Genomic DNA, 21548 nt, shown 5'->3' on the forward strand with positions numbered 1-21548 from the left:
CCATGAGCAGGAAAACAACACGGCACCATCGGGGAGCGACTCTCCCCATGGCGGCCAGGAAACCTCGCCCACTTCTGGATCCGGCCATTCACACGCGCACCAGCACAGCCACTCACACAGCGACGCCTTCGCCATGAAGGAAGGCAAGTGGGCGCAGGATGCTGAAGAGCGGATTTCGCTGTTCCGTCACGACGAGGAGATCGAGCGGGGACTCGCCTTCGGGTTGCCCGGATCGCCGACGCTCGTCGACAAGACGATTCCCACCTTCTCGCGCGGTGAATTGCCGCACTTCGCCGGCGAACGGGGAACCTTCCTCAAGTCTCCCTTCCTGGAGGACGTCAACCAGGTTGAGGACGCCGAGGTCGCCGTGTTCGGGGCACCTCTCGACTCCGGTGCCACATACCGGCCCGGCGCCCGATTCGGACCACAGGGAATTCGACGGTCAACGAACCTGTTCGGCACCTACTGCTTTGAACTGGGTGTCGACCTGCGCGAACAACTGAACATCGTCGACATCGGAGACGTGTTCACCATCCCGGGCAATCTGGAGAAGTCGTTCGACCAGATCAGCCAGGCGATGGCGCATGTATACCAGCGCGGCGTCTTCCCGGTCATCCTGGGCGGTGACCACTCCATCGGCTACCCGACGATCCGCGGAATGGCGCCGTACGTCGACGGGAACATCGGCATCATTCACTTCGACCGGCACGTGGACACCCAGGAGACCGACCTGGATGAACGCATGCACACCACGCCGTGGTTCCACGCGACGAACATCAAGAACGCTCCGGCGACAAACCTGGTCCAGATCGGCATCGGCGGCTGGCAGTCACCACGAGCCGGAGTCAAGGTCGGACGTGAGCGGGGCACCACCATCATCACGGTGGGGGACGTCGAACGGGTCGGTATCGAGAAGGTCGCGGAAATCGCGCTGGAAACGGCGTGGAAGGGCGCCAAGGCGGTGTATCTCTCCTTCGACATCGACGTCATCGACGCGGGCTTCGTGCCTGGCACCGGCTGGCCGGAGCCAGGGGGTCTGCTGCCGAGGGAAGCCCTGAACCTCATCAGGATGATCTCGGCCCCCGGCCTCGCCGGACTGGAAGTCGTCGAATGCGCTCCCCCGTACGACTGGGCGGAACAGACGGCACTGCTCAGCTCGCGCGTGATCCTGGACTCCCTCGCGGTCCTGGTCCGGGAAGGCCACCTCGGCAGGAAGCCGGCCCTGACGGACCGGCGCGCCTGGGGCCCGAGGGCCGTGTCCTGAGGCGCGGTACCCCGCCAGCGCCGCGCCGGCACCTGACCGGCGGACGGACCGTGCCTGACGCCGGTGCCGCGCCGGTCGACCGACACGGTTGAGATCGAACTCCGTTGTGCCGTGCCGCTCTTGGACGCTGAACCCGTCATCCATGGTCCGGCGTCGAACGCGGCTCGAACCTGGTCGGGGCTTTTCCGGTCCGGACCGTGCAGGCGGCCTTCGTCCGATCCCGTGCTCCTCACAGCGACAAGGGAGCGGTACGAAGGCCGTCTCGGTCGGGGAACCGGCGCACCTCGCCTCGTCCTCTGACCGGGGATCCTTTCCGCCTCGATGCCCGGGGCCCGGCACACAGAGCCGGTCGTCGTCGCGACAGCCCGGGGACGCTCGTCTTCCGCGGCCTACTCCGCCGCCGTCCGGCTCCCGTACGCGGAGGTGCTGACGGGCCGGTGGGTCATGAGCTTGAGCCGCTTCGGAGCAGCAGTGCCGTGCCGATCTCGAAGAGGCGGTCCGCGAGGTCCGGTCGCTCCCCCAGCCTGCCGGTGCGCACCGCGTTGTCCACGACGGTCAGGACCGCGCTGACGGTGATCCTGGCCTCGGCCGTGTCGAGACCGGGTCCGACCTCGTCGAGGACACGGACCCACAGGGCGAGGTAGTCGCGCTGCACCTGGCGGGCCGATTTGCGTTCTTTCTCCGGGAGTTGATCGAGCTCACCGATCAGCAGACCGATCAGATGGCTGTGCCGCTGGGCGAACTCGATGTAGGAGCGCAGCAGCCCGTACAGGCTCTCCTGCGGGGTACTCGCTCGGGTGAGTGCCCGTTCCGTAGCTGACCTGCGCTGTTCTCCGCCGCGCAGCACCGCGGCGACCAGGAGGTCGGTCTTGCTCGGGAAATGCTTGTAGATGCTGGGTCCGGTGGTCCCGGTGGCCTCCCCGATATCGTCCGTGCTGACCGACTGGAAGCCGCGCTCGTCGAAGAGCCGGATCGCGGCGTTGAGCACCTCTTCCCTTCGGGAGCCGGCGAGGTCGGCGTAGGACTGGGGCGGGCCGGGCTCGTCGTCAACGGCGGTCGCCGGCGAGCCGAGCGGCTGATGGGCGACGACACTGCCCAGTTCGTAGAGGAGTTGTTCGAAACGGCGCCGCGGGAGCGAGGTCCGGTGGCCCGAGATGCTGCCTAAGACCGACACCACGGACCAGGCGGTCAACTCCCGGTCCGCGGGGGAGAGCTCTGGTCGGGCGTCCTTGAGCAGTGCGCCGACCCGGCCGGCGATGTCGCCGAGCGCGCGCCGGAGTTCCTCGCGGCTGGCCTCGGGCAGATGGCGGGCCTCGCGCTGCCACAGGATCGCGGCCCCGCGGCGGTCCACGCTCCGCGTCGCCGAGGTACGGAGGTAGGAGTCCAGGTCCGGCGCCGCCTGCGCGGTGGCGGCGATCCTCTCGATCACCCCCGTGACCACCTGGAGCAGCAGATCGGGCTTGCCCTGGAAGTGACGGTAGAGCGCGGGGGCAGTGACGCCGACGGATGCCGCCACATCGGCGACGGAGACATTGTGATAGCCGCGTTCACAGAAGAGGTCGCCGGCCGCGGCGACGATCCGAGCCTTGCGGTCGGGAGGTCTGCGCGTCGTGGCCCGACCCGGCTCTGCTGTCCGCATGGACGTGGCCTCCGCTGTTCTGCTGGTTCTGAAGGTTCTGAAGATACGAGCAGCTCACTTATGGCTCACAGTACGCCAGCAGTCCCGCAGAGGGTCCTACCTGGAGCGCGAGCGCGAATTTACTTATGGGGGCCCAGTTCCTCCACGAGGTCGACGAATGCCCGTGCGGTCGGCGAGAGCTCACCGATCCGGTGATACAGGTACGCCAGGCGCGGAACGCTGAATCCGGCCGGACGGATCACCGCGCCGAGCAGTCCCGCCGCACGCGCGGTGGTCTCGGGCAGCACCGTCGCCCCTGCGCCGGCGAGCACGAGCGGGATGACGGCGTCGCGATGGGCCGTGTCCACGGCGACCGTGAGGGACGGGAGCTGGAGAGCGGCCAGTTCGACGATGATCCAGGAACCGACCGCGGATTCGGCGGCGGCGCCCATGACCACGTCGTGACGGGCCAGCTCCGAGAGGCCGACCGGCCCCTCCGGCAGGGACGTGCCGGGCGGGAAGGCCACCATCAGCTCGCTGAGCGCGACCGGGACCGCGCGGTGTTTGGGGTAGGGAGCCGGATGGTCGTGGAGCAGGAGTTCCGCCTCGGCCCGTCTGAGCGACGAGAACCCCTCCACCCCGTTGGCCGCGTCGCGCACCTGGATGCGGACGCCCGGATAGCGCGCACGGAACTCCGTGACGAGACGGACCGCCGGGTCCACCGCGAGGGCGGGGACGACAGCGAGATCGAGCTGCCCGGTCGCCAGCATTCCCACCCCCTCGACCGCCGCCCGGACGCTGTCGAAGGCTCGTAGCGTCCGCCGGGCGGGACCGAGCAGGGCCCGCCCCGCGGGGGTGAGGGTCAAGGTCCGCCCCCGTACGACCAGCGGGGTGCGCAGCTCGCGTTCGAGCTCCTGGATCGCCTGGGAGACGGAGGGCTGACTCAGGTGCAGTCGGCGGGCCGCCGCGGAGATGCTGCCGGCCTCGATGGCCGCGACGAAGTAGCTGAGATGGCGGCGTTCCATAGGTACTGCCTATCACATCTCCAGGAAACTCAAGGCTTTACCGGTACCACTGGTCGGCATAGCGTGCCGGTCAACGGCCCATCGGGTCGTCGTGGAAAGGACCTCATGCAGGGCATCCAGCGCGGTCTGCGCATTCTCGAAGTGGTCGCCGCACATCAACCCGTCGGAGTCGGCGAGATCGCCCGGATCTCGGAGCTGCCCAAGTCCTCGGTCCAGCGCGTTCTGCGCGCGCTCGCCGAGTCGGGGTGGATCCGGGCGGCCGGCGAGGAGCACACCCGCTGGATGCTGACCTCCCGGATGCTCGTCCTCGCCGGGACCGCCTCCGGGGAGCGAGGGATCCGTGAGACCGCGCTCGGTCCCATGCGTGAACTGGGCGAGCTGACGGGTGAGACGGTCACGCTCCAGGTCCCGGAGAGCCCCTTCCGCATGGTGCTGATCGAGCGGATCGACTGCCGCCATCCCGTACGGACCGTCAACCGGTTGGGCGCCACTTCCCCCATCACCGCCACCTCCACCGGGCTCGCCGTCCTCGCACTGATGCCGGACGAGGAAGCGGAGCGGGTGCTCACCCAACCGGTGCGGCAACTGACGGCGAACACCATCACCGAGCCGCGCCTGATCAGGGCGCAGCTGAGGGAGGTCCGCACCAAGGGCTTCGCGGTGAATCGCGGCCAGAACCGGGACGGGGTCTGTGCCGTGGGCGCCGCGGTGGTCGGACCGAGCGGCGCTCCGGTCGGTGGGATCGGCCTGTCGCTGCCCGACAGCCGCTTCGACGCCGGCCGCGTGCCGTGGTGGGCCCAACAGGTACGGATCACCGCCGCGGCCGTGTCCGCGGCGCTCGCCGACTGAGATCGGGCCGGGCGGACCGCACCGGAGAGATCACCACCGCCCAGAACGCGTGCGCCGATGCACGGCGCGCGAAACCACGAGGGAGTTGTAGGCATGAGCCCGCGCATCGAAGCCCCGACGGGGGTCTTCCTCACCGAGGACCGGTTGGCGATCCAAGCCCTGGCGCGCGAGTTCGTCGCCAGGGAGGTGCTGCCGGTGGCCGACGCACTCGACCCGGTCGCCGGGCAGATCCCGATGGAACTGCGCCGGAAGATGGCCGACCTGGGATTCTTCGGCATTCTCATCCCCGAGGAGTACGGCGGCCTGGGCCTCGGCGTCTGCGAGTACGCGCTCGTCGTGGAGGAACTCGCGCGCGGCTGGATGAGCGTGGCGAGTCTGATCGCCCGTGGTCAGCAGTTCGCGCACGGATTCAGCGCCGAGCAGCGGGCCGCATATCTGCCGCGCATGGCGCGGGGCGAGTTCCTCAGTGCGTTCGCCCTGTCGGAGGCCGATGCCGGGTCGGACGTGGCGAACCTGCGCTGCCGCGCCGAGCGAGAAGCGGACGGCGGCTGGCGGATCACCGGTCAGAAGATGTGGTGCACCTTCGCCGACGGCTCCGACTACCTCCAGGTGTTCGCGCGGACCGAACCGGTCGACCCGGCGCGGCGTTCGCGCGGCATCACGTGTTTCCTCATGCCGAAGGAGCGCGGCACCCTGCCCGAGGGAGTCACCGGCACCCCCGTACGCAAGATCGGGTACCACGGCTGGCGGACCTGGGAGCTGTCGTTCGACCGTGCGCGGGTCGAGCCCGGCATGATCGTCGGGGTGGCGGGCCGCGGTTTCGAGGTCGCCATGGGCGACCTGGTCATCGCCCGCATTCACACGGCCGCCCGCGCCATCGGCCTGGCTCGCGCCGCGCTGGAGGACTCGATCGCCTATGCGAAGGAGCGCGTGCAGTTCGGCAAGCCGATCGCGGACAAGCAGGCCATCCGGTTCAAGATCGCCGACATGGCCACCCGGATCGAGGCGTCACGAGCGCTGCTGCACCAGATCTGCGCGGACTACGACGCCGGCCGGCCGTCCAACCTACCGGCGTCGATGGTGAAGCTGCACGCGAGCGAGATGGCCGAGCGGGTCACCAGCGAAGGCATCCAGATCCATGGTGGCGCCGGATTCACCACCGACTTCGCGGTCGAACGCCACTGGCGTGACGCCCGCCTCACCAAGATCTTCGAGGGTACCTCGGAGATCCAGATGAAGATCATCTCCGACACGCTGCTGGGACGCTGACGATGGCCGCCGTCCCGCCGTCCGCCGCCGGTCCGCTGCACGGACTGACGGTGCTCGATCTGAGCCGGATGCTCGCCGGGCCCTTCTGCACGATGGTCCTCGCCGACCTCGGAGCCACCGTCCTCAAGGTGGAGCCGCCGTTCGGCGATATGACCCGCGCCCAGGGCCCCTACGCCGAGGGCGACGAACTCAAGGCGTACGGCGGCTACTTCCAGTCCGTTAACCGCAACAAGCGGGGTCTGGTCGTCGACCTGACGAAGCCCGAGGGCGCCGAGGTGATCCGCCGGCTCACCGCCACGGCCGACATCCTGGTGGAGAACTACCGGCCGGGCGTGATGGAACGGCACGGCCTCGGCTACGAGCGGCTCGCCGCGATCAATCCGCGCCTGGTCTACACGGCGGTACGCGGCTTCGGCGACCCGCGCACCGGTGTCAGCCCGATCCAGGACTGGCCGAGCTACGACATCGTGTCCCAGGCGATGGGCGGACTGCTCGGGATCACCGGGCCGGCCGGCGGACCGCCGGTGAAGGCCGGTCCGGGTCTCGGCGACACCCTGCCCGCGCTGTTCGCCGCGGTCGGCACGCTCGCCGCCGTACGGGAGCGCGAGATCACGGGGCGTGGCCGGTTCGTGGACGTCGGGATGTACGACGCGGTCGTCGCCGCCTGCGAGCGGATCGTCTACCAGCACTCGTACCAGGGTGTCGTGCCCGGACCGGAGGGGAACGCCCACCCTTTGCTCTGTCCCTTCGGGCTCTTCCCCGCACGGGACGGTTTCGTCGCGCTGGCCGCGGCGCCCGCCGACCACCACTGGGTGCTGCTCTGCGAGGTGATGGAACGCCCGGAACTCGGCGCGGACCCGCGCTACGCGCGCAACACCGACCGGGTGGCCCGCCAGACCGAGGTGCTCGACCTCGTCGGCGAGTGGACCGGGCGCCACACCCGCGCGGAACTCGCCGGACTCCTCGGCGGAAAGGTTCCCTTCGGTCCCGTCAACACCGCGGACTCGCTCTTCGACGATCCGCATCTCAGCGCCCGCTCCATGCTCCAGCAGGTCGACCACCCCGGTCTGGACCGACCCGTCACGATCGCGGCCACCCCGATCCGCTTCGCGGGCGGGGCCGAGCCCGTCGTCCGGCGCGCGCCGTTGCTCGGTGAGCACACCGATGCCGCCCTGCGAGGCTGCGGCTACACGGACGAGGACATCGCACGGCTGCGCACATCGGGTGCGGTGGGCGGCGTGCGCGACACCACTCTCTGAAGGGAATCACCATGGGAAGCCTCACCGGTCGCGTGGCGATCGTCACCGGCGCCGGCCGCGGTCTCGGCCGCGAGCACGCCCTATGCCTCGCCGCCGAGGGTGCCAAGGTCGTCGTCAACGATCCGGGCGTGGCCGGCGACGGCGACGGCGCGGACGAGAGCCCGGCCCACCAGGTCGTCGCGGAGATCCGAGCGGCCGGCGGGGAGGCGGTCGCCGACACCGGTCGGGTCGACGACTTCGCCGCCGCGGGAGCGCTGGTCGAGCGTGCCGTCACGGCCTTCGGCGAACTGCACGTCCTGGTCAACAACGCGGGCATCACCCGCGACGCGACCGTGGCGAGAATGACCGAGCAGGAGTGGGACTCGGTGATCTCGGTCCACCTCAAAGGCCACTACGCCACCCTGCACCACGCCGCCGCCCACTGGCGGAAGCGGGCCAAGGCCGGGCAACCGGTCAGGGCGTCCGTCATCAACACATCGTCCGGCTCGGGTCTACGCGGCAACCCCGGGCAGGTGAACTACGCCGCCGCCAAGGCCGGTATCGCCGTGATGACCGTGGTCACCGCCCGCGAGCTGGAGCGCTACGGCGTACGGGTCAACTCGATCGCTCCCGTGGCCCGGACCCGGATGACGCTCGAAACCCCCGGCCTCGCCGCAAAACTCGTCGCCCGCGCGGGCGAGTTCGACACCTGGGACCCGGCGAACGTCTCGCCCCTCGTCGCCTGGCTGGCAACCGAGAAGTGTCGGGCCAACGGCCAGCTACTGATGATCCGCGGCGGCCGGATCGATGTCTACGAGGGCTGGACCGTCCGCGAGACCCATGAGCACGAGGGCCGCTGGACCCAGGCCGGCCTCGACGCCGCCCTCGCCGGGCTGCCCTCCTCCCCTCCCCCACTGGTCCCCTCCCTCTGAACGCGCCCCACCATCCGAAAGGCAGCCATGTACACCACCCGTATCGGCACCTCGACGCCGGACTCCATCAACATCTACGGCTACGACCTGTGCTCCGAGGTCATCGGGCACGCCGGTCTGGCCGACATCGTCTTCCTCGGGGCGCAGGGACGACTGCCCACCGGCAAGGAGTCGAAGATGCTCAACGCCCTGATGGTGGGCATCGCGGAGCACGGTTTCACGCCCAGCTCCCTGGCCGCCCGGCTCACCTGGCTCGGTGCGCCCGAGGCGACGCAGGCCGCCGTCGCTGCGGGGCTGCTCGGCGCGGGCAGCGTCTACCTCGGCGCCATGGAGCTGACGGCCCGCACACTCCAGGAAGCGTTGGAGGCCGCGCCCGGCGAACAGAGCACCCAGCAGACCGCGGGCGAGATCCTGGACCGCTTCGAGACCTCCGGCGAGAAGGTGCCCGGGTTCGGACATCCGACCCACCGGCCACGTGACCCGCGGACCGCCCGCTACTTCGAGCTCGCCGAGGAGTGGGGCTTCCTCGGGCCGCACAGTCTGCTGCTCCAGGCGGTCCACTCCGAGATGGAGCTACGCCGTTCCCAGCTCATCACGCTCAACGGCGCGGGCACCTTCGGCGCGGTCATGTCGGATCTGGGATTCCACTGGCGGCAGGTGCGCACCGTCGTGGTGGCCGCCCGGGCCGTGGGCCTGGTCGGCCACATCGCCGAGGAGGCGGCGCGTGGCACGGCCGACAGCACCGCCCAGGCGCTCTTCCGGCACGTCGAGCACCACACCGACTACCAGCCGCAGCGCTGAGGACCGTCGCGATGGGAACGCGGACCGCCGAGGCCCTCGCCCGCTGGGCCTGGTCGTACGAGCCGGACGCGCACGATCTCGCGCTGGCCGGACGCTCCCTGCGGGACACGCTCGCCGTGACGCTCGCGGCGAGACGGCACGAAGTGGCGGCGCTCGCCGCCCAACTGCCCGAGGCCGCCCACTGGGCCGCGGTCGGCCATGTGCTGGACTTCGACGACGTCCATGTGGGGTCGACGAGCCATGTCAGTGTGGTCACCGTCGCCGCAACCCTGGCGGCGGGCGGCGGCGCCCGTGCCTATCTCGCCGGGGCCGGGGTCATGACCAGGCTCGGTACGCTGCTCGGCTGGCCGCACTACGCGGCCGGCTGGCATGCCACCTGCACACTGGGGGCACCCGCGGCTGCCGTAGCGGCCGGTGTCGCGCTGGGGCTGTCACCCGAGCGACTGGCCACCGCGATGGCGCTCGCCGTCCCCGCGGCGGGTGGTGTGCAGACCGCGTTCGGCACGCACGGCAAGGCCCTCCAGGTCGGCTTCGCCGCCGAAGCGGGGGTGCGGGCGGCGCGTCTCGCCCGTGCCGGGGCGACGGCGGACCCGCGTGCCCTGGACGCATGGCTGGAGTTGGTCGGCGGTATCCGCGCCGAGACCGGAGCGGTCCCCGGCGGCCGCCCCGCCGTACCCGATGGGCTGGCCATCAAGCTCCATCCCTGCTGCTACGCGATGCAGCGCCCGATCGCCGCCGTTCGCGAGCTGCGGAAGCGGCACGGCCACATCGCCCCGGCTGACGTCGTCAGCATCCTGGTCACCACGCCCGACGCGAGTATGCGGCCGTTGATCCACGGTCGGCCGCGAACCGGACTGGAGGGCAAGTTCAGCATGGAGTACGCCGTCGCGACCGCCCTCCTCGACGACTTCCCGGACTTCACGTCCTTCACCGACGCCGCGATCGGCAGACCCGAGGCGCGGCGCCTGGTGGCGGCCACCGAGGTCGTGCGCACGCCGGGTGGCGACGGCCTTCTCTCCGGTGCGGTGGACATCCGTCTGGGGCTGGCCGACGGCGGTGTGTTGCGTACGAGTCTGGCGCAGCCGCCAGGCTCACCCCTGCGTCCGCCGACTTCGGCGGAGCTCACGGGCAAGTTCGCGGCCTGCGGTGCCGATGTGCCGGGACTTCTGCGTGATGTCACCTGGTCCTCGGCGCCCAGTCTCCTTGCCTCCGCGCTCCGTAACCCGCCCCAAACACTAGACACTTCCGTTAGCGCCAATTAACTTATCTCTCACCCAGTGCAATCTCGCCACCTCGCGAGTAGCCAATCGATACGGCCTGCACTGGACGGATGATGTTTTGATCGCCGCCATCCAGGCTGGACGCCACGGAAGACAATTCAGCGCTCATTCACTTTGAAGTCGCCAGGAGATCTCGTGCCTCACGTTTGGCCGAAGAACATGCCGTCGTCCCTCGACATCCCGGAGGCGGGCGCCGACGCTCTGCTCGCGGGCGCGGCCCGTGCGTACCCGGATCGCGTCGCTCTCCTGGACGGCGAGGAATCGCTCACCTTCGCCGAACTGTGGACGGCGGCACGCCGGGTGGCCGGCGGGCTGCGGGCGCGGGGCCTGGAGCCCGGCGACGCCGTGGCCCTGCACATGCCCAATACGTACTGGTACGTCGTCGCCTACTACGGCGCCCTGTGCGCCGGCCTCGCGGTCGCCCCGCTCAATCCGGCTCAGCCGGCCGGCGCACTGCGCACCCAACTCGCCGACTGCGGTGCGAAGGCCGTCTTCACCCACCCGGCCAACGCCGCTGTGCTCGCTGAGGTCACCACGGAGACGAATCGTTTCTTCGTATACGTTCCCGGCACGGCGGCCAGTCCGGCTCCCGAGGACGCGGTCCTTCCCGCGGGCTCCGTCCCGCTCACCGAGCTACTGGCCGGCGAGCCGCTGGAGGGCTACACCGTCGATCCGGACCTGGTCGCTCACCTCCAGCTCACCGGTGGCACCACCGGCCGCTCCAAGGCCGTACGGGTCCTGCACCGCAATCTCGTCGCCAACGTGCTCCAGACCAGTTGCTGGCGCTCCGCGTCCCTGCCGAGCCTGGACGAGCGGGGCGGCATCCGGGTCACCCGCGTCGACGACCCGGCACCACAGACCGTCGTGCCCGGCGAGGGCTGCAACATCGCCATCGCACCCTTCTTCCACGGGCTCGGCCTGGTCGGCCAGAACGCAAACACCGTGCTCGGCGCCACCGCGGTCATCACCGGGGGCCGGTTCGACGCCGACCAGTTCATCCGCGACATCGAGCACTACGGCGTCACCCACATGTCCGGGTCCCCCGCCATGTACTACGGGATGCTGCGCAGCGCCGAACTGGGCGAGCGGGACCTGTCCTCCGTACGCATGATCACCTCGGGCACCGCGCCGATCGACACCACCGCCCTGCGCAAGCTGCGCGACGCCTTCCCCGGCGCCAGTGTCACCGAGGGGTACGGGCTGAGTGAGGCGACCATGGGCCTGACCATGTCGCCCCCAGGAGCGGAGGTCGAGACCCCGATCGGCAGTGTGGGCGTCCCGATCACCGACACCGAGGTCGAGATCCGGGCCGAGGACGGCGTCACCGTGCGGCAGCGGGGTGAGACCGGGGAGATCTGGGCGCGCGGTCCGCAGATCACCGACGGCTACCAGGACGAACCGGAGCTGACCGCGGTGCAGTTCAGGGACGGTTGGCTGCGCACCGGCGACATGGGCTATCTCGACGGGAACAGCTTCCTGTTCCTGGTGGGCCGGGCCAAGGACATGCTCATCTACAAGGGCTACAACGTCTATCCGCAGCCGCTGGAGGAGCTTCTCTGCTCCCACCCCGCGATCGCCCAGGCATCGGTCGTCGGGCGTCGGCACCCGGAGTTCGGTGAGGTCCCGGTCGGATTCGTGGTCCTGCGTCCGCGCTTCGAGGCGGGGGGCCAGGAGTTTCTCGATGAGGTGATGGCGCATGTCGCCGCGCAGGTCGCGCCCTATCAGAAGATCCGTGAGCTCCAGGTGGTGGACGCGCTGCCGCTGACACCGACCGGAAAGATCCTCAAGACGCAGCTCAGGCAGCGTCTGCTGGACGACCGGCGCTGATCTTCCGCACCCGTCCAGTCGTACGCAACAGCCAGTCGTACGAGAAGTCCAGTTGCACGAGACGTTCAGTTGTACGAGATGAGGACCGCCGTGGACAGCGCAGCGTTCGAAGAAGTACTGGGAGCGGTCCGCCGCTTCATCCGCAAGGACGTCGTGCCGCGCGAGCGCGAGATCGAGCTCGCCGACGAGGTCCCCGCCGAGATCCGGCGCAAGGCCGTGGACATGGGGCTCTTCGGCTACACGCTCCCCGAGCAGTACGGCGGCATGGGCGCCTCCGTCGAGGAGGACGTCCGGCTGTGCTTCGAGTTCGGCTACACCAGCCTCGCCTTCCGTTCGATGTTCGGCACCAACATCGGCATCGCCGGTCAGGTGCTGGTGAACTACGGCTCCCCGGAACAGCGGGAGACCTGGCTGCCGAGACTCGCCGGCGGCGCGGTGGCCTCCTTCGCGCTGACCGAGGCCGAGGCCGGTTCCGATCCGTCCGGCATGACGACCCGGGCGGTGGACACCGGTGACGGCCACTACGAGATCAGCGGCGCCAAACGGTTCATCACCAACGCCGCGGTCGCCGACATCTTCATGGTCTTCGCCCGCTCCGGCGAGGGACGGCGGACGACCGACGGCATCTCCTGCTTCCTGGTGGAGAAGGACGCACCGGGTCTCGTGGTCGGCCCCAAGGACGCCAAGACCGGCCAGGCCGGCGCATGGACCTCCGAGGTCTTCTTCGACCGCGTCCGGGTCCCGCACACCGCCCTCGTCGGCGGCCTGGCGGGCCAGGGCTTCAACGCCGCCATGCGCTCGCTCGCCAAGGGCCGGGTCCATGTGGCCGCGCTCTGCGTCGGGCAGGCCACCCGGGCGCTGGAGGAATCGGTGGACTACGCCCGGCACAGCAAACAGGGCGGCGAGCCCATCGGGCGCTTCCAGCTCGTGCAGGCCATGCTCGCCGAGAGCCGTGCCGAACTGGACGCCGCCCGTGCGCTGGTCCTCGACGTCGCCCGCCGGTACGACTCCGGAGAGGACACCAAGATCGGCCCGTCGACCGCGAAGCTGTTCGCCACGGAGATGGCCGACCGGGTCGCGGACCGTGCCGTGCAGATCCACGGCGGCATGGGCTATATGCGCGAGACCACGGTCGAGCGCATCTCCCGCGACGTCCGCGTGATGCGCATCTACGAAGGCACCAGCGAGGTCCAGAAGCTCATCATCGGTCGCGCACTCCTTCGCGGCTGACCCCACCGCCACCCCATCCGAGAGACGGGAACGCCGCATGACCACCCCGCAGGACCTCGACTGGAACGACGACAGCGACCGGCACAACGCGAACCGCGGCCTGGTCGAGAAGCTGGAGCCCTGCGTCATCCGCGATGACACGGGCCGGGTCATCTGGGACAACGACCGCTGGGACTTTCTCACCGAGGAGGAGTGCCCCGAGACCGTGCACCCCGGTCTGTGGCGGCAGGCGGGCCACAACACCGCACAGGGTCTGTTCGAGGTCGCCCCCGGCTTCTACCAGGTGCGCGGCCTGGACGTCTCCAATATGACCATCGTCGAGGGCGCCACCGGTGTGGTGGTCATCGACCCGCTGGTCTCCAAGGAGTGCGCGGCCGCCGGTATGGAGCTCTACCGCCGCAACCGGGGCGACCGACCCGTCCGGGCCGTGGTCTACACACACAGCCACGGCGACCACTTCGGCGGCGCGCTCGGCGTGACCACGGCTGATGACGTGGCCGCGGGGCGGGTGGAGATCGTCGCCCCCGATGGGTTCATGGAGCACGCGGTCAGCGAGAACGTCTTCGCCGGTCCCGCCATGCGCCGCCGCGCCGTCTATATGTACGGCAAGTCCCTGGCCCCGGGCGCCGGGGGCATGGTCGGCTTCGGTATCGCCCAGGCCCTGTCGACCGGCACCATCGGCCTCCTCCCGCCGACCCACACCATCACCCGCACCGGCGAGGAACTGGTCCTCGACGGAGTGCGGTTCGTCTTCCAGCTCGCGCCCGACGCCGAGGCCCCCTCGGAGATGAATTTCTACTTCCCGGACCACAAGCTCCTGCTCATCGCCGAGATGGTCAACCACACGCTGCACAACGTCCTGACGCTGCGCGGCGCACTCGTCCGGGACGCCCGCGCCTGGGCCACGTACATCACCGAATGCATCCAGCTCTTCAGCGACGCCGAGGTGCTGATGGGCTCGCACAACTGGCCGACCTGGGGCCATGCCGAGGTGCGCCGCATCCTGACGGAGCAGCGGGACGCGTACGCCTACCTACACGATCAGACGGTGCGGCTGATGAACCGGGGGCTGACCGGTCCGGAGATCGCCGAGGAGATCACCGCGTTCCCCGGCGAGCTGAACGCGGCCTGGAGCATCCGCGGCTACTACGGTTCGCTCAGCCACAACATCAAGGCCGTCTACCAGCGCTACATGGGCTGGTTCGACGGCAACCCCTCCCATCTGTGGCAGCACCCGCCGGTCGAACAGGCCAAGCGGTACGTGGACTTCATGGGCGGCGCGGACGCCGTGGTCGTCCGCGCCCGCCAGTCGTACGACGAGGGTGACCTGCGCTGGGTCGCCGAGGTCCTGAACCATGTGCTCTTCGCCGAACCGGGGCACTCCGAGGCCCGCGAACTCCAGGCGCTGACCTTCGAGAAGCTGGGCCACGCGCAGGAGAACGGCGTCTGGCGCAACTTCTACCTCACCGGCGCCCAGGAGCTGCGGTCCGGTTCCGACGGCCCGGCCGGCAGCGAACCGCACCACCAGAGCCCGGACATGCTCGCCGGCCTGACGACGGAGCAGATCTTCCAGTCGATGGCCGTCCGGCTGGACGGACCACGCGCGGCAGTTCACCGACTGCTGCTGCGCTGGGAGTTCGCCGACATCGGCGAGGTCTGGACAGTCCTGGTCGGCAACGGCGTGCTCACGCCGATGCGTGGCGACGCACCCGGCGGGGAGGCCCCGCAGCTCACCCTGCGCCTGGACCGCACCACGTTCGACCGCATCCTCGCCAAGCGGACGACGTTCGCCGACGGAATCGGCTCCGGCGCGGTGGTCGCGGAGGGCAACGCCGTCGTCCTCAGCACCCTCTACGGGCTGCTGGAAGAGCCCCCGCTGCACTTCCCGGTCGCGCTCCCGTAACCCGTCCAGGACTCCCCCCGGCGGGAAGCCCGTAACCCGTCCCGCCCCCGTGATCGATCGCCGTCGACAGCACACCCACCACCACCTCACCATCCGCTCCATCGCAACGAAGCGAGAACTGACGCCATGACCGACATCGTGGAACACCACCGGCTCTTCATCGGGGGCACCTGGGTCGAACCCACGGGCTCCGACACCATCGACATCGTCTCTCCGGTCACCGAACAGATCGTCGGACGCGTGCCGCACGCCACGCCCGCCGACGTGGACAGGGCCGTCGCCGTCGCCCGGGAGGCGTTCGACCACGGTCCGTGGCCCCGGATGACACGCGCCGAGCGGATCGAGGTCGTGACCCGCATCAAGGACGCGCTCGCCGCCCGCCACCAGGAACTGGCCGAGCTGGTCACCCTCCAGAACGGCTCCCCCATGCTGTTCTCCGTCCGCGGGCAGGCACTCTCCGCCGTCGGTGTGTTCGGGGTGGCGCTCGCCGCCGCGGCGGGGTTCATCGAGGAGGACGAGCGTCAGGGCACCGGCGGACCGGTGCTGGTTCGTCGTGAACCGGTCGGCGTGGTCGCGGCCATCACTCCATGGAACGTTCCCCAGTTGACCATCGCCGGCAAGCTGGCGCCGGCACTCCTCGCGGGCTGCACCGTCATCCTGAAACCGTCCCCGGAGACCCCGCTCGACGCGCTCTGGCTCGCCGAGCTGTGTGCCGGAGCCGGACTGCCCGAAGGCGTACTCAGCGTGCTGCCCGCCGGCCGGGAGACCGGCGGGTATCTGGTGTCCCACCCCGGCATCGACAAGGTCGCCTTCACCGGCTCCGTCGGTGCGGGTAAGTCGATCATGGCGGCGGCCGCGCAGAACCTCACCCGGGTCTCCCTGGAACTGGGGGGCAAGTCCGCCGCCATCCTCCTCGACGACGCGGATCTGGCCGTCGCCGTCCCCGCCATCGTCGGCGGTACCTGTGCCGCCAACAGCGGCCAGGCATGCGTGGCCCTCACCCGCGTCCTCGTGCCCAGCTCCCGCTACGACGAGATCGCCGCCGTGCTGACCAGCGCGTTCGCGAATCTCAAGGTCGGCGATCCGGCCGACCCCACGACCGTGGTCGGCCCGATGGTGACGCAGCAGCAGCAGGAGCGGAACCTCGACTACATCCGTATCGGCCAGGAGGAGGGCGCCAAGGTCCTGACCGGTGGCGGGGTCCCCGATGGCCTGTCCACCGGCTGGTACGTCGAGCCCACCCTGTTCGGAGACGTCACCAACGACATGCGGATCGCCCGCGAGGAGATCTTCGGCCCCGTCGTCTGCCTCATCCGTTACGAGGACGAGGACGAGGCCGTCGCGATCGCCAACGACTCGGAGTTCGGCCTCTCCGGGGCGGTGTTCGGCGCCGACGGCGAACGCGCCACCGCCGTCGCCCGCCGGGTGCGCACCGGAACGATCACCGTCAACGGTTTCCGGCTCGACCTGGCCGCCCCCTTCGGCGGCTACAAGAACTCCGGCATCGGCCGGGAGTTCGGCCCCGAGGGCCTGGCGGCCTACTTCGAGTACAAGACCGTCAACCTTCCCGCGCCGGCCGGGTCCTGATCCTTCTCCAAAGCCTGATACTCGTCCCACCAAGGAGTTCCCGCCATGCACGCAGCGATACTGCACACGACCGGCGACGACACACTGGACGTCACGGACGTCGAGTCCGTGTCCTTCGGACCGGGCCGGGTCCGCGTGAAGATGCACAAGGCCGGGCTGTGCCACTCGGACCTGTCCGCCATGAACGGCGTGCTGATGCACCCGGCGCCGTTCGTCCCCGGCCATGAAGGTGCCGGAGAGGTCGTCGAGGTCGGCGAGGGCGTGACCCATGTCAAGCCCGGTGACCGCGTCATCGTCTGCTGGATGCCGCCGTGCGACGCCTGCCGCTCCTGCGAGGCGGGCGACGGCCACCTGTGCCGCAGCGGCTACCGCAATCTCGCGAACCCGAACTTCAAGAACGGCGAGACGGTGCTCCCCGGCATGTTGGGCGCCGGTACCTTCGCCGAGGAGACCGTGGTCGCGGCGTACGCGGCCATCCCGATTCCGGATGACATTCCCTACGACATCGCCGCCCTGGTCGGCTGTGGTGTCACCACCGGTATCGGTGCGGCGCTCAACACCGCCAGGGTGCGACCCGGTTCGTCGGTCGTCGTCATCGGTCTCGGCGGCGTCGGCGTCAGCATCCTGCAGGGTGCCAGGGTCGCCGGAGCCGCCCAGATCATCGCGGTGGACCCGACGGCGAACCGACGGGAGCTGGCGCTGGAGTTCGGCGCCACCGAGGCGATCGCCCCCGAGGAGCTGGCCGAGGTGACCAAGCGGGTCACCGGCGGCTTCGGCTTCGACTACGCCTTCGAGGCCGTCGGGAAGGCCGGCACCCTGCGGGCCGCTTACGACGCGACCCGTCTCGGCGGCACGGTCTGTCTGGTCGGCGCGGGCTCGCGCACCGATATGACCGACCTGAGCATGGCGGAACTGGTCCTCAACGAGAAGAAGGTGCTCCCCTCGTTCTACGGCGGGGACGACATCCGCCGCACCTACGCGACGATCTTCGACCTCTGGCGGGCGGGCCGCATCGACCTGGAGTCGATGATCACGCATCGGGTACCGCTCACGGACATCAACGAGGCGATCCGCCAGATGCACACGGGCGAGGCGCTGCGCACCATCATCGACATCGCCTGATCCCGAGCGATTCTCCTGCCTGCCCGCCCGGTCGACCGACGGGCGGGCAGGCAGGCAGGCAAGGGGCCACGGAGCACCGCACGCGACGGGCGATCCGGCCCCGTCCGTCACCCCCTCACCAAGGAGATACCTCATGCGCGACGCAGTGATCGTCGACGCGGTGCGCACGGCCGTCGGCAGGCGCGACGGCTCGCTCTCACGTCTGCACTCGGCCTCGCTCTCGGCCCATGTGCTGAACGCCCTCACCGAGCGCACCGGCCTCGATCCGTCGCTCGTCGACGATGTCATCTGGGGCTGCACCGGTACGGTCGGGATGCAGACCGGTTGCATCGGCCGCGCCGCCGTGCTGGCCGCGGGCTGGCCCGAGACCGTGCCCGGCCTGACGATCGACCGGCAGTGCGGCTCCTCGCAGCAGGCCGTGCACCAGGCCGCGGCCGGCGTCATCTCCGGGCAGTACGACGTCGCCGTGGCCGGCGGCGTCGAAGTCATGAGCGCCATCCCGCTCGGCACCACCAGGCTCGACGGACGCTTCGGCGAACCCTTCGGGCCCGATGTCTTCGCACGGTACGACGTCGACCGCTTCCACCAGGGCCTGGGCGCCCAACTGATCGCCGACGAGTACGGCATCACCCGCACCGAGATGGACCAGCACGGCCTGGACTCCCACGCCCGCGCCGCCCGCGCCATCGACGAGGGCCGCTTCACGGGCCAGATCGCTCCCGTCCCGGTCATCGACCAGGACGGCGCCACCCGTGCCTTCGACACCGACGAGGGCGTGCGCCGCGGCTCCACCCTGGAGACACTGGCCGGCCTCAGGCCCGCGTTCGGCGAGGGTGGTTCGATCACCGCGGGCAACGCCTCACAGGTCTCCGACGGAACCGGCGCACTCCTGGTGACCACGAGCGACCACGCCCGCTCCCAGGGCTGGACACCGCTGGCCCGGGTCCACACCGCCGTGGTGGTGGGCACCGACCCGGTCACCATGCTCAAGGGCCCCATCCCCGCCACCGCCAAGGCGCTGAAGAAGGCGGGGCTCTCCCTCGACGACATCGGCGTGTACGAGATCAACGAAGCCTTCGCGTCGGTCACGCTCGCCTGGCTGAAGGAGACGGGCGCCGACTACGAGCGGATGAACCCGCTCGGCGGCGCGATGGCCCTCGGCCATCCCATCGGCGGCTCCGGCGCGCGCATCATGACCACCCTCGTCCACCACATGCGCGACCAGGGCATCCGCTACGGGCTCCAGTCCATGTGTGAGGGCGGCGGCATGGCCAACGCCACCATCCTCGAACTCCTCTGATCGCGAGGGCCACCGATGCCGAACACACTTCCCTCCGACACTCCCGGCCTCGGGCTCGGGCTGGTTGACTTCCTGCGCCTGGAACAGGTGGCACCGGACGTCTTCCACGGCTGGTGTCACGAGGGCCTTCCGCTGCGCGCCTTCGGCGGGCAGGTCGCGGCCCAGGCCCTCACCGCCGCGGGCCGGACCGTCCCCGAGGGGCGAATCGTGCACTCCTTGCACGGCTACTTCCTACGCGGCGGGAACACCGCCCGCCCGGTCGTCTACCGGGTGGAGCGGCTGCGCGAAGGCGGATCCTTCGCCACCCGGCAGGTATCGGCGGAGCAGGACGGGGACGTGGTCTTCACCCTCTCCGCCTCCTTCAAGCACACGGAGCACGCCTACGACCGCCAGTCGCGGATGCCCGCCACACCGGACCCGGACACGCTGCCCGACCTGTTCGAACTGTGGGCGGCCTCGGATCCCGAGGACTTCGGGCAGCAAGCCTACCGGCAGGCACTGGAAATACGCCGGGTGCCCGATCCACCCGAGCCCGGCTCCCCCGGTATGACGGAGCAGAAGTTGTGGATCCGGGCCGCGGGTGGTCCCCTGCCCGACGACCCACTGCTGCACGCCTGTTCGCTCGCGTACGCCTCAGACCTCTTCCTGGCGCCGACCGCCGCGCTCGCGCTCGAACGTCCCCGGCCGCTGCGCGGCGAGCCGTCCAAGGTCTATCTGACCTCGCTCGATCACGCGCTCTGGTTCCACCGTCCGTTCCGGGCGGATGAATGGATGCTGTTCGCGCAGCGCAGCCCTTCGTCCGTGGACGGCCGCGCGCTGACGTTCGCCGATGTCTGGAGCCACGACGGCCGGCTGATCGCCCATGTGGTCCAGGAGGCGGTGCTCCGCCCGTTGCGCGAGACCCGTCGCTGAAGTCGCTGGGCAGCGGGGCGACGGCTCCCCCCGCCGGAGGGGTGTCCGGATCACCCCCCGCGCCGAGGCCGTCATGACGGAGTCGGCCTCAGGACCACCACCGGGTCCTGAGGCCGACTCCGTCCTCCAACCCCCGCTTCGACCAGCGGCGTCCCGGCCCCGGGGGCAGGGGGCCTTCACCAGAGCGCCGACCTACAGGCCGAGGTCCTTGGCGATGATGGTCTTCATGACCTCGCTGGTGCCACCGTAGATGCGGGAGACCCGGGTGTCCGCGTACAGCCGGGCGATCGGATACTCCAGCAGGTAGCCGTACCCACCGTGCAGTTGCAGGCACTTGTCGACGATCCGGCCGGCCGACTCGGTGCAGAACAGCTTGATCTTCGCCGCGTCCACGGCCGTCAGCCCGCCCGCGTCGTCCAGCTCGATACCGCGGTCGGCCATCGCCTGCGCGGCCTCGAACTCGGCGGCACACTCGGCGAGCACGAACTTGGTGTTCTGGAAGGCGGCCACCGGCTTGCCGAAGACCTCGCGCTCGCGGACGTACGCGGTGGTGAACCGGAGGGCGGCGCGCGCCTGGGCGACACCGGCCACACCGATCGACAACCGTTCGCGCGGCAGATTCTGCGAGAGGTGGGCGAACGCGCCACCCTCCTCCCCCAGCAGATTCTGGACCGGGACCTCCAGGTCGGCGAAGGACAGTTCGGCGGTGTCCATGCTGTGTCGGCCGATCTTGTCGAGCTTACGGCCGACCGCGAAGCCCTCACTAGCGGCCGGGACCACCAGGATCGACAGTCCCGCGCGCCGGTTCGCCGGGTCGTACGGCGAGGTACGGCACACCACCAGGACCAGGTCGGAGACGGCACCGCCGGTGATGAAGGTCTTGGCGCCGTTGAGGACGTAGTGGGTGCCGTCCGCGGAGAGCCTGGCCGTGGTGCGGATGCCGGCCAGGTCGGAGCCGGTGCCGGGCTCGGTCATGGCGATCGCCAGGAGGATGTCGCCGCGCGCGCAGCCGGGCAGCCAGCGCCGGCGCTGTTCCTCGTCGGCCAGGCGCAACAGATACGGCAGCACCACACCGGTGTTGACATGGTGATGGCCGATGGACGCGCCCGCCCTGGCCACTTCCTCGTGGATGATCGCCTGGAATCTGTAGCTGGTCCGCCCGAGGCCGCCGTACTCCTCGGGGATGTCGAAGCCGAGCGCGCCCAGCTCGCCCAGCCGCTTGAACACACGGCGGGGGACCTGGCCGGCCCGCTCCCATTCATGGACGTACGGGGCGGCCTCCTGCTCGATGAAGGCCCGGACGGCCTGCCGGAACGATTCGTGGTCGTCGTCGTAGAGGGTGCGCTTCATGGTCGTGCTGCCTTCTTCCGGATTCGTCCGGATGCTCCGGG

Annotated in this window: 17 protein-coding genes; 14 read left to right on the forward strand and 3 right to left on the reverse strand. The window is 70.0% G+C overall.

The annotated features are described in order from the left end of the window. Positions 1–133: 133 nt before the first annotated feature. Positions 134–1264, forward strand: a complete 1131-nt coding sequence (locus tag ACH4S7_RS33940; RefSeq protein ID WP_398525237.1) for an agmatinase family protein — start codon at positions 134–136, stop codon at positions 1262–1264. Positions 1265–1706: 442 nt separating this feature from the next. On the opposite strand, the gene ACH4S7_RS33945 is transcribed toward ACH4S7_RS33940, so the two are convergent. Further along, on the reverse strand, positions 1707–2903 hold the full coding sequence (locus tag ACH4S7_RS33945) for a TetR/AcrR family transcriptional regulator (RefSeq protein ID WP_398525238.1): 1197 nt from the start codon (positions 2901–2903) through the stop codon (positions 1707–1709). Between the two features lie 119 nt (positions 2904–3022). After that, positions 3023–3907, reverse strand: coding sequence for a LysR family transcriptional regulator (locus ACH4S7_RS33950; RefSeq protein ID WP_398525239.1), 885 nt, complete (start codon positions 3905–3907; stop codon positions 3023–3025). Between the two features lie 105 nt (positions 3908–4012). Here ACH4S7_RS33950 and ACH4S7_RS33955 point away from each other — a divergent pair, with 105 nt between their 5' ends. The 13 genes from ACH4S7_RS33955 to ACH4S7_RS34015 all read left to right on the forward strand — a co-directional run bounded on the left by ACH4S7_RS33955 (position 4013) and on the right by ACH4S7_RS34015 (position 20157). After that, entirely contained in the window at positions 4013–4756 is a 744-nt protein-coding gene (locus ACH4S7_RS33955) for an IclR family transcriptional regulator (RefSeq protein WP_398525240.1), read from the forward strand. A gap of 93 nt (positions 4757–4849) precedes the next feature. Further along, a complete protein-coding gene (locus tag ACH4S7_RS33960; protein WP_398525241.1) occupies positions 4850–6025 on the forward strand; it encodes an acyl-CoA dehydrogenase family protein in 1176 nt (391 codons plus the stop codon). 2 nt (positions 6026–6027) lie between these two features. Further along, positions 6028–7284, forward strand: a complete 1257-nt coding sequence (locus ACH4S7_RS33965) for a CaiB/BaiF CoA transferase family protein (protein ID WP_398525242.1) — start codon at positions 6028–6030, stop codon at positions 7282–7284. An 11-nt stretch (positions 7285–7295) separates the two neighbouring features. Further along, positions 7296–8195 carry an SDR family oxidoreductase gene (locus ACH4S7_RS33970; protein WP_398525243.1) on the forward strand — a complete coding sequence of 300 codons (900 nt, stop codon included), beginning with the start codon at positions 7296–7298 and terminating at the stop codon, positions 8193–8195. A gap of 27 nt (positions 8196–8222) precedes the next feature. Continuing rightward, positions 8223–8996: a citryl-CoA lyase gene (locus ACH4S7_RS33975; protein WP_398525244.1), complete on the forward strand. Its 774-nt coding sequence runs from the start codon at positions 8223–8225 to the stop codon at positions 8994–8996. Between the two features lie 11 nt (positions 8997–9007). Next, on the forward strand, positions 9008–10258 hold the full coding sequence (locus tag ACH4S7_RS33980) for an MmgE/PrpD family protein (RefSeq protein ID WP_398525245.1): 1251 nt from the start codon (positions 9008–9010) through the stop codon (positions 10256–10258). Positions 10259–10411: 153 nt separating this feature from the next. Continuing rightward, a complete protein-coding gene (locus ACH4S7_RS33985) occupies positions 10412–12103 on the forward strand; it encodes a class I adenylate-forming enzyme family protein (RefSeq protein WP_398525246.1) in 1692 nt (563 codons plus the stop codon). Between the two features lie 90 nt (positions 12104–12193). Then, the gene (locus ACH4S7_RS33990; RefSeq protein WP_398525247.1) at positions 12194–13333 is read left to right on the forward strand and encodes an acyl-CoA dehydrogenase family protein; all 1140 of its coding nucleotides are present in this window, start codon (positions 12194–12196) and stop codon (positions 13331–13333) included. Positions 13334–13370: 37 nt separating this feature from the next. Next, positions 13371–15236 (forward strand): alkyl/aryl-sulfatase, encoded by a 1866-nt coding sequence (locus ACH4S7_RS33995; RefSeq protein ID WP_398525248.1) that lies wholly within the window; start codon positions 13371–13373, stop codon positions 15234–15236. 126 nt (positions 15237–15362) lie between these two features. Continuing rightward, positions 15363–16823, forward strand: a complete 1461-nt coding sequence (locus ACH4S7_RS34000; protein ID WP_398525249.1) for an aldehyde dehydrogenase — start codon at positions 15363–15365, stop codon at positions 16821–16823. Between the two features lie 45 nt (positions 16824–16868). Continuing rightward, positions 16869–17945: an alcohol dehydrogenase catalytic domain-containing protein gene (locus tag ACH4S7_RS34005; RefSeq protein WP_398525250.1), complete on the forward strand. Its 1077-nt coding sequence runs from the start codon at positions 16869–16871 to the stop codon at positions 17943–17945. Between the two features lie 133 nt (positions 17946–18078). Beyond that, complete coding sequence (locus ACH4S7_RS34010; RefSeq protein ID WP_398525251.1) at positions 18079–19245, forward strand: thiolase family protein; 1167 nt, start codon at positions 18079–18081, stop codon at positions 19243–19245. A gap of 15 nt (positions 19246–19260) precedes the next feature. Continuing rightward, entirely contained in the window at positions 19261–20157 is an 897-nt protein-coding gene (locus ACH4S7_RS34015) for an acyl-CoA thioesterase (protein ID WP_398525252.1), read from the forward strand. A 192-nt stretch (positions 20158–20349) separates the two neighbouring features. Here the strand turns inward: ACH4S7_RS34015 and ACH4S7_RS34020 are convergent, their stop codons facing one another. Continuing rightward, the gene (locus ACH4S7_RS34020) at positions 20350–21507 is read right to left on the reverse strand and encodes an acyl-CoA dehydrogenase family protein (RefSeq protein WP_398525253.1); all 1158 of its coding nucleotides are present in this window, start codon (positions 21505–21507) and stop codon (positions 20350–20352) included. Between the last annotated feature and the right edge of the window lie 41 nt (positions 21508–21548).

The organism is Streptomyces sp. NPDC020965, from assembly GCF_044333555.1.
Lineage (GTDB): Bacteria > Actinomycetota > Actinomycetes > Streptomycetales > Streptomycetaceae > Streptomyces.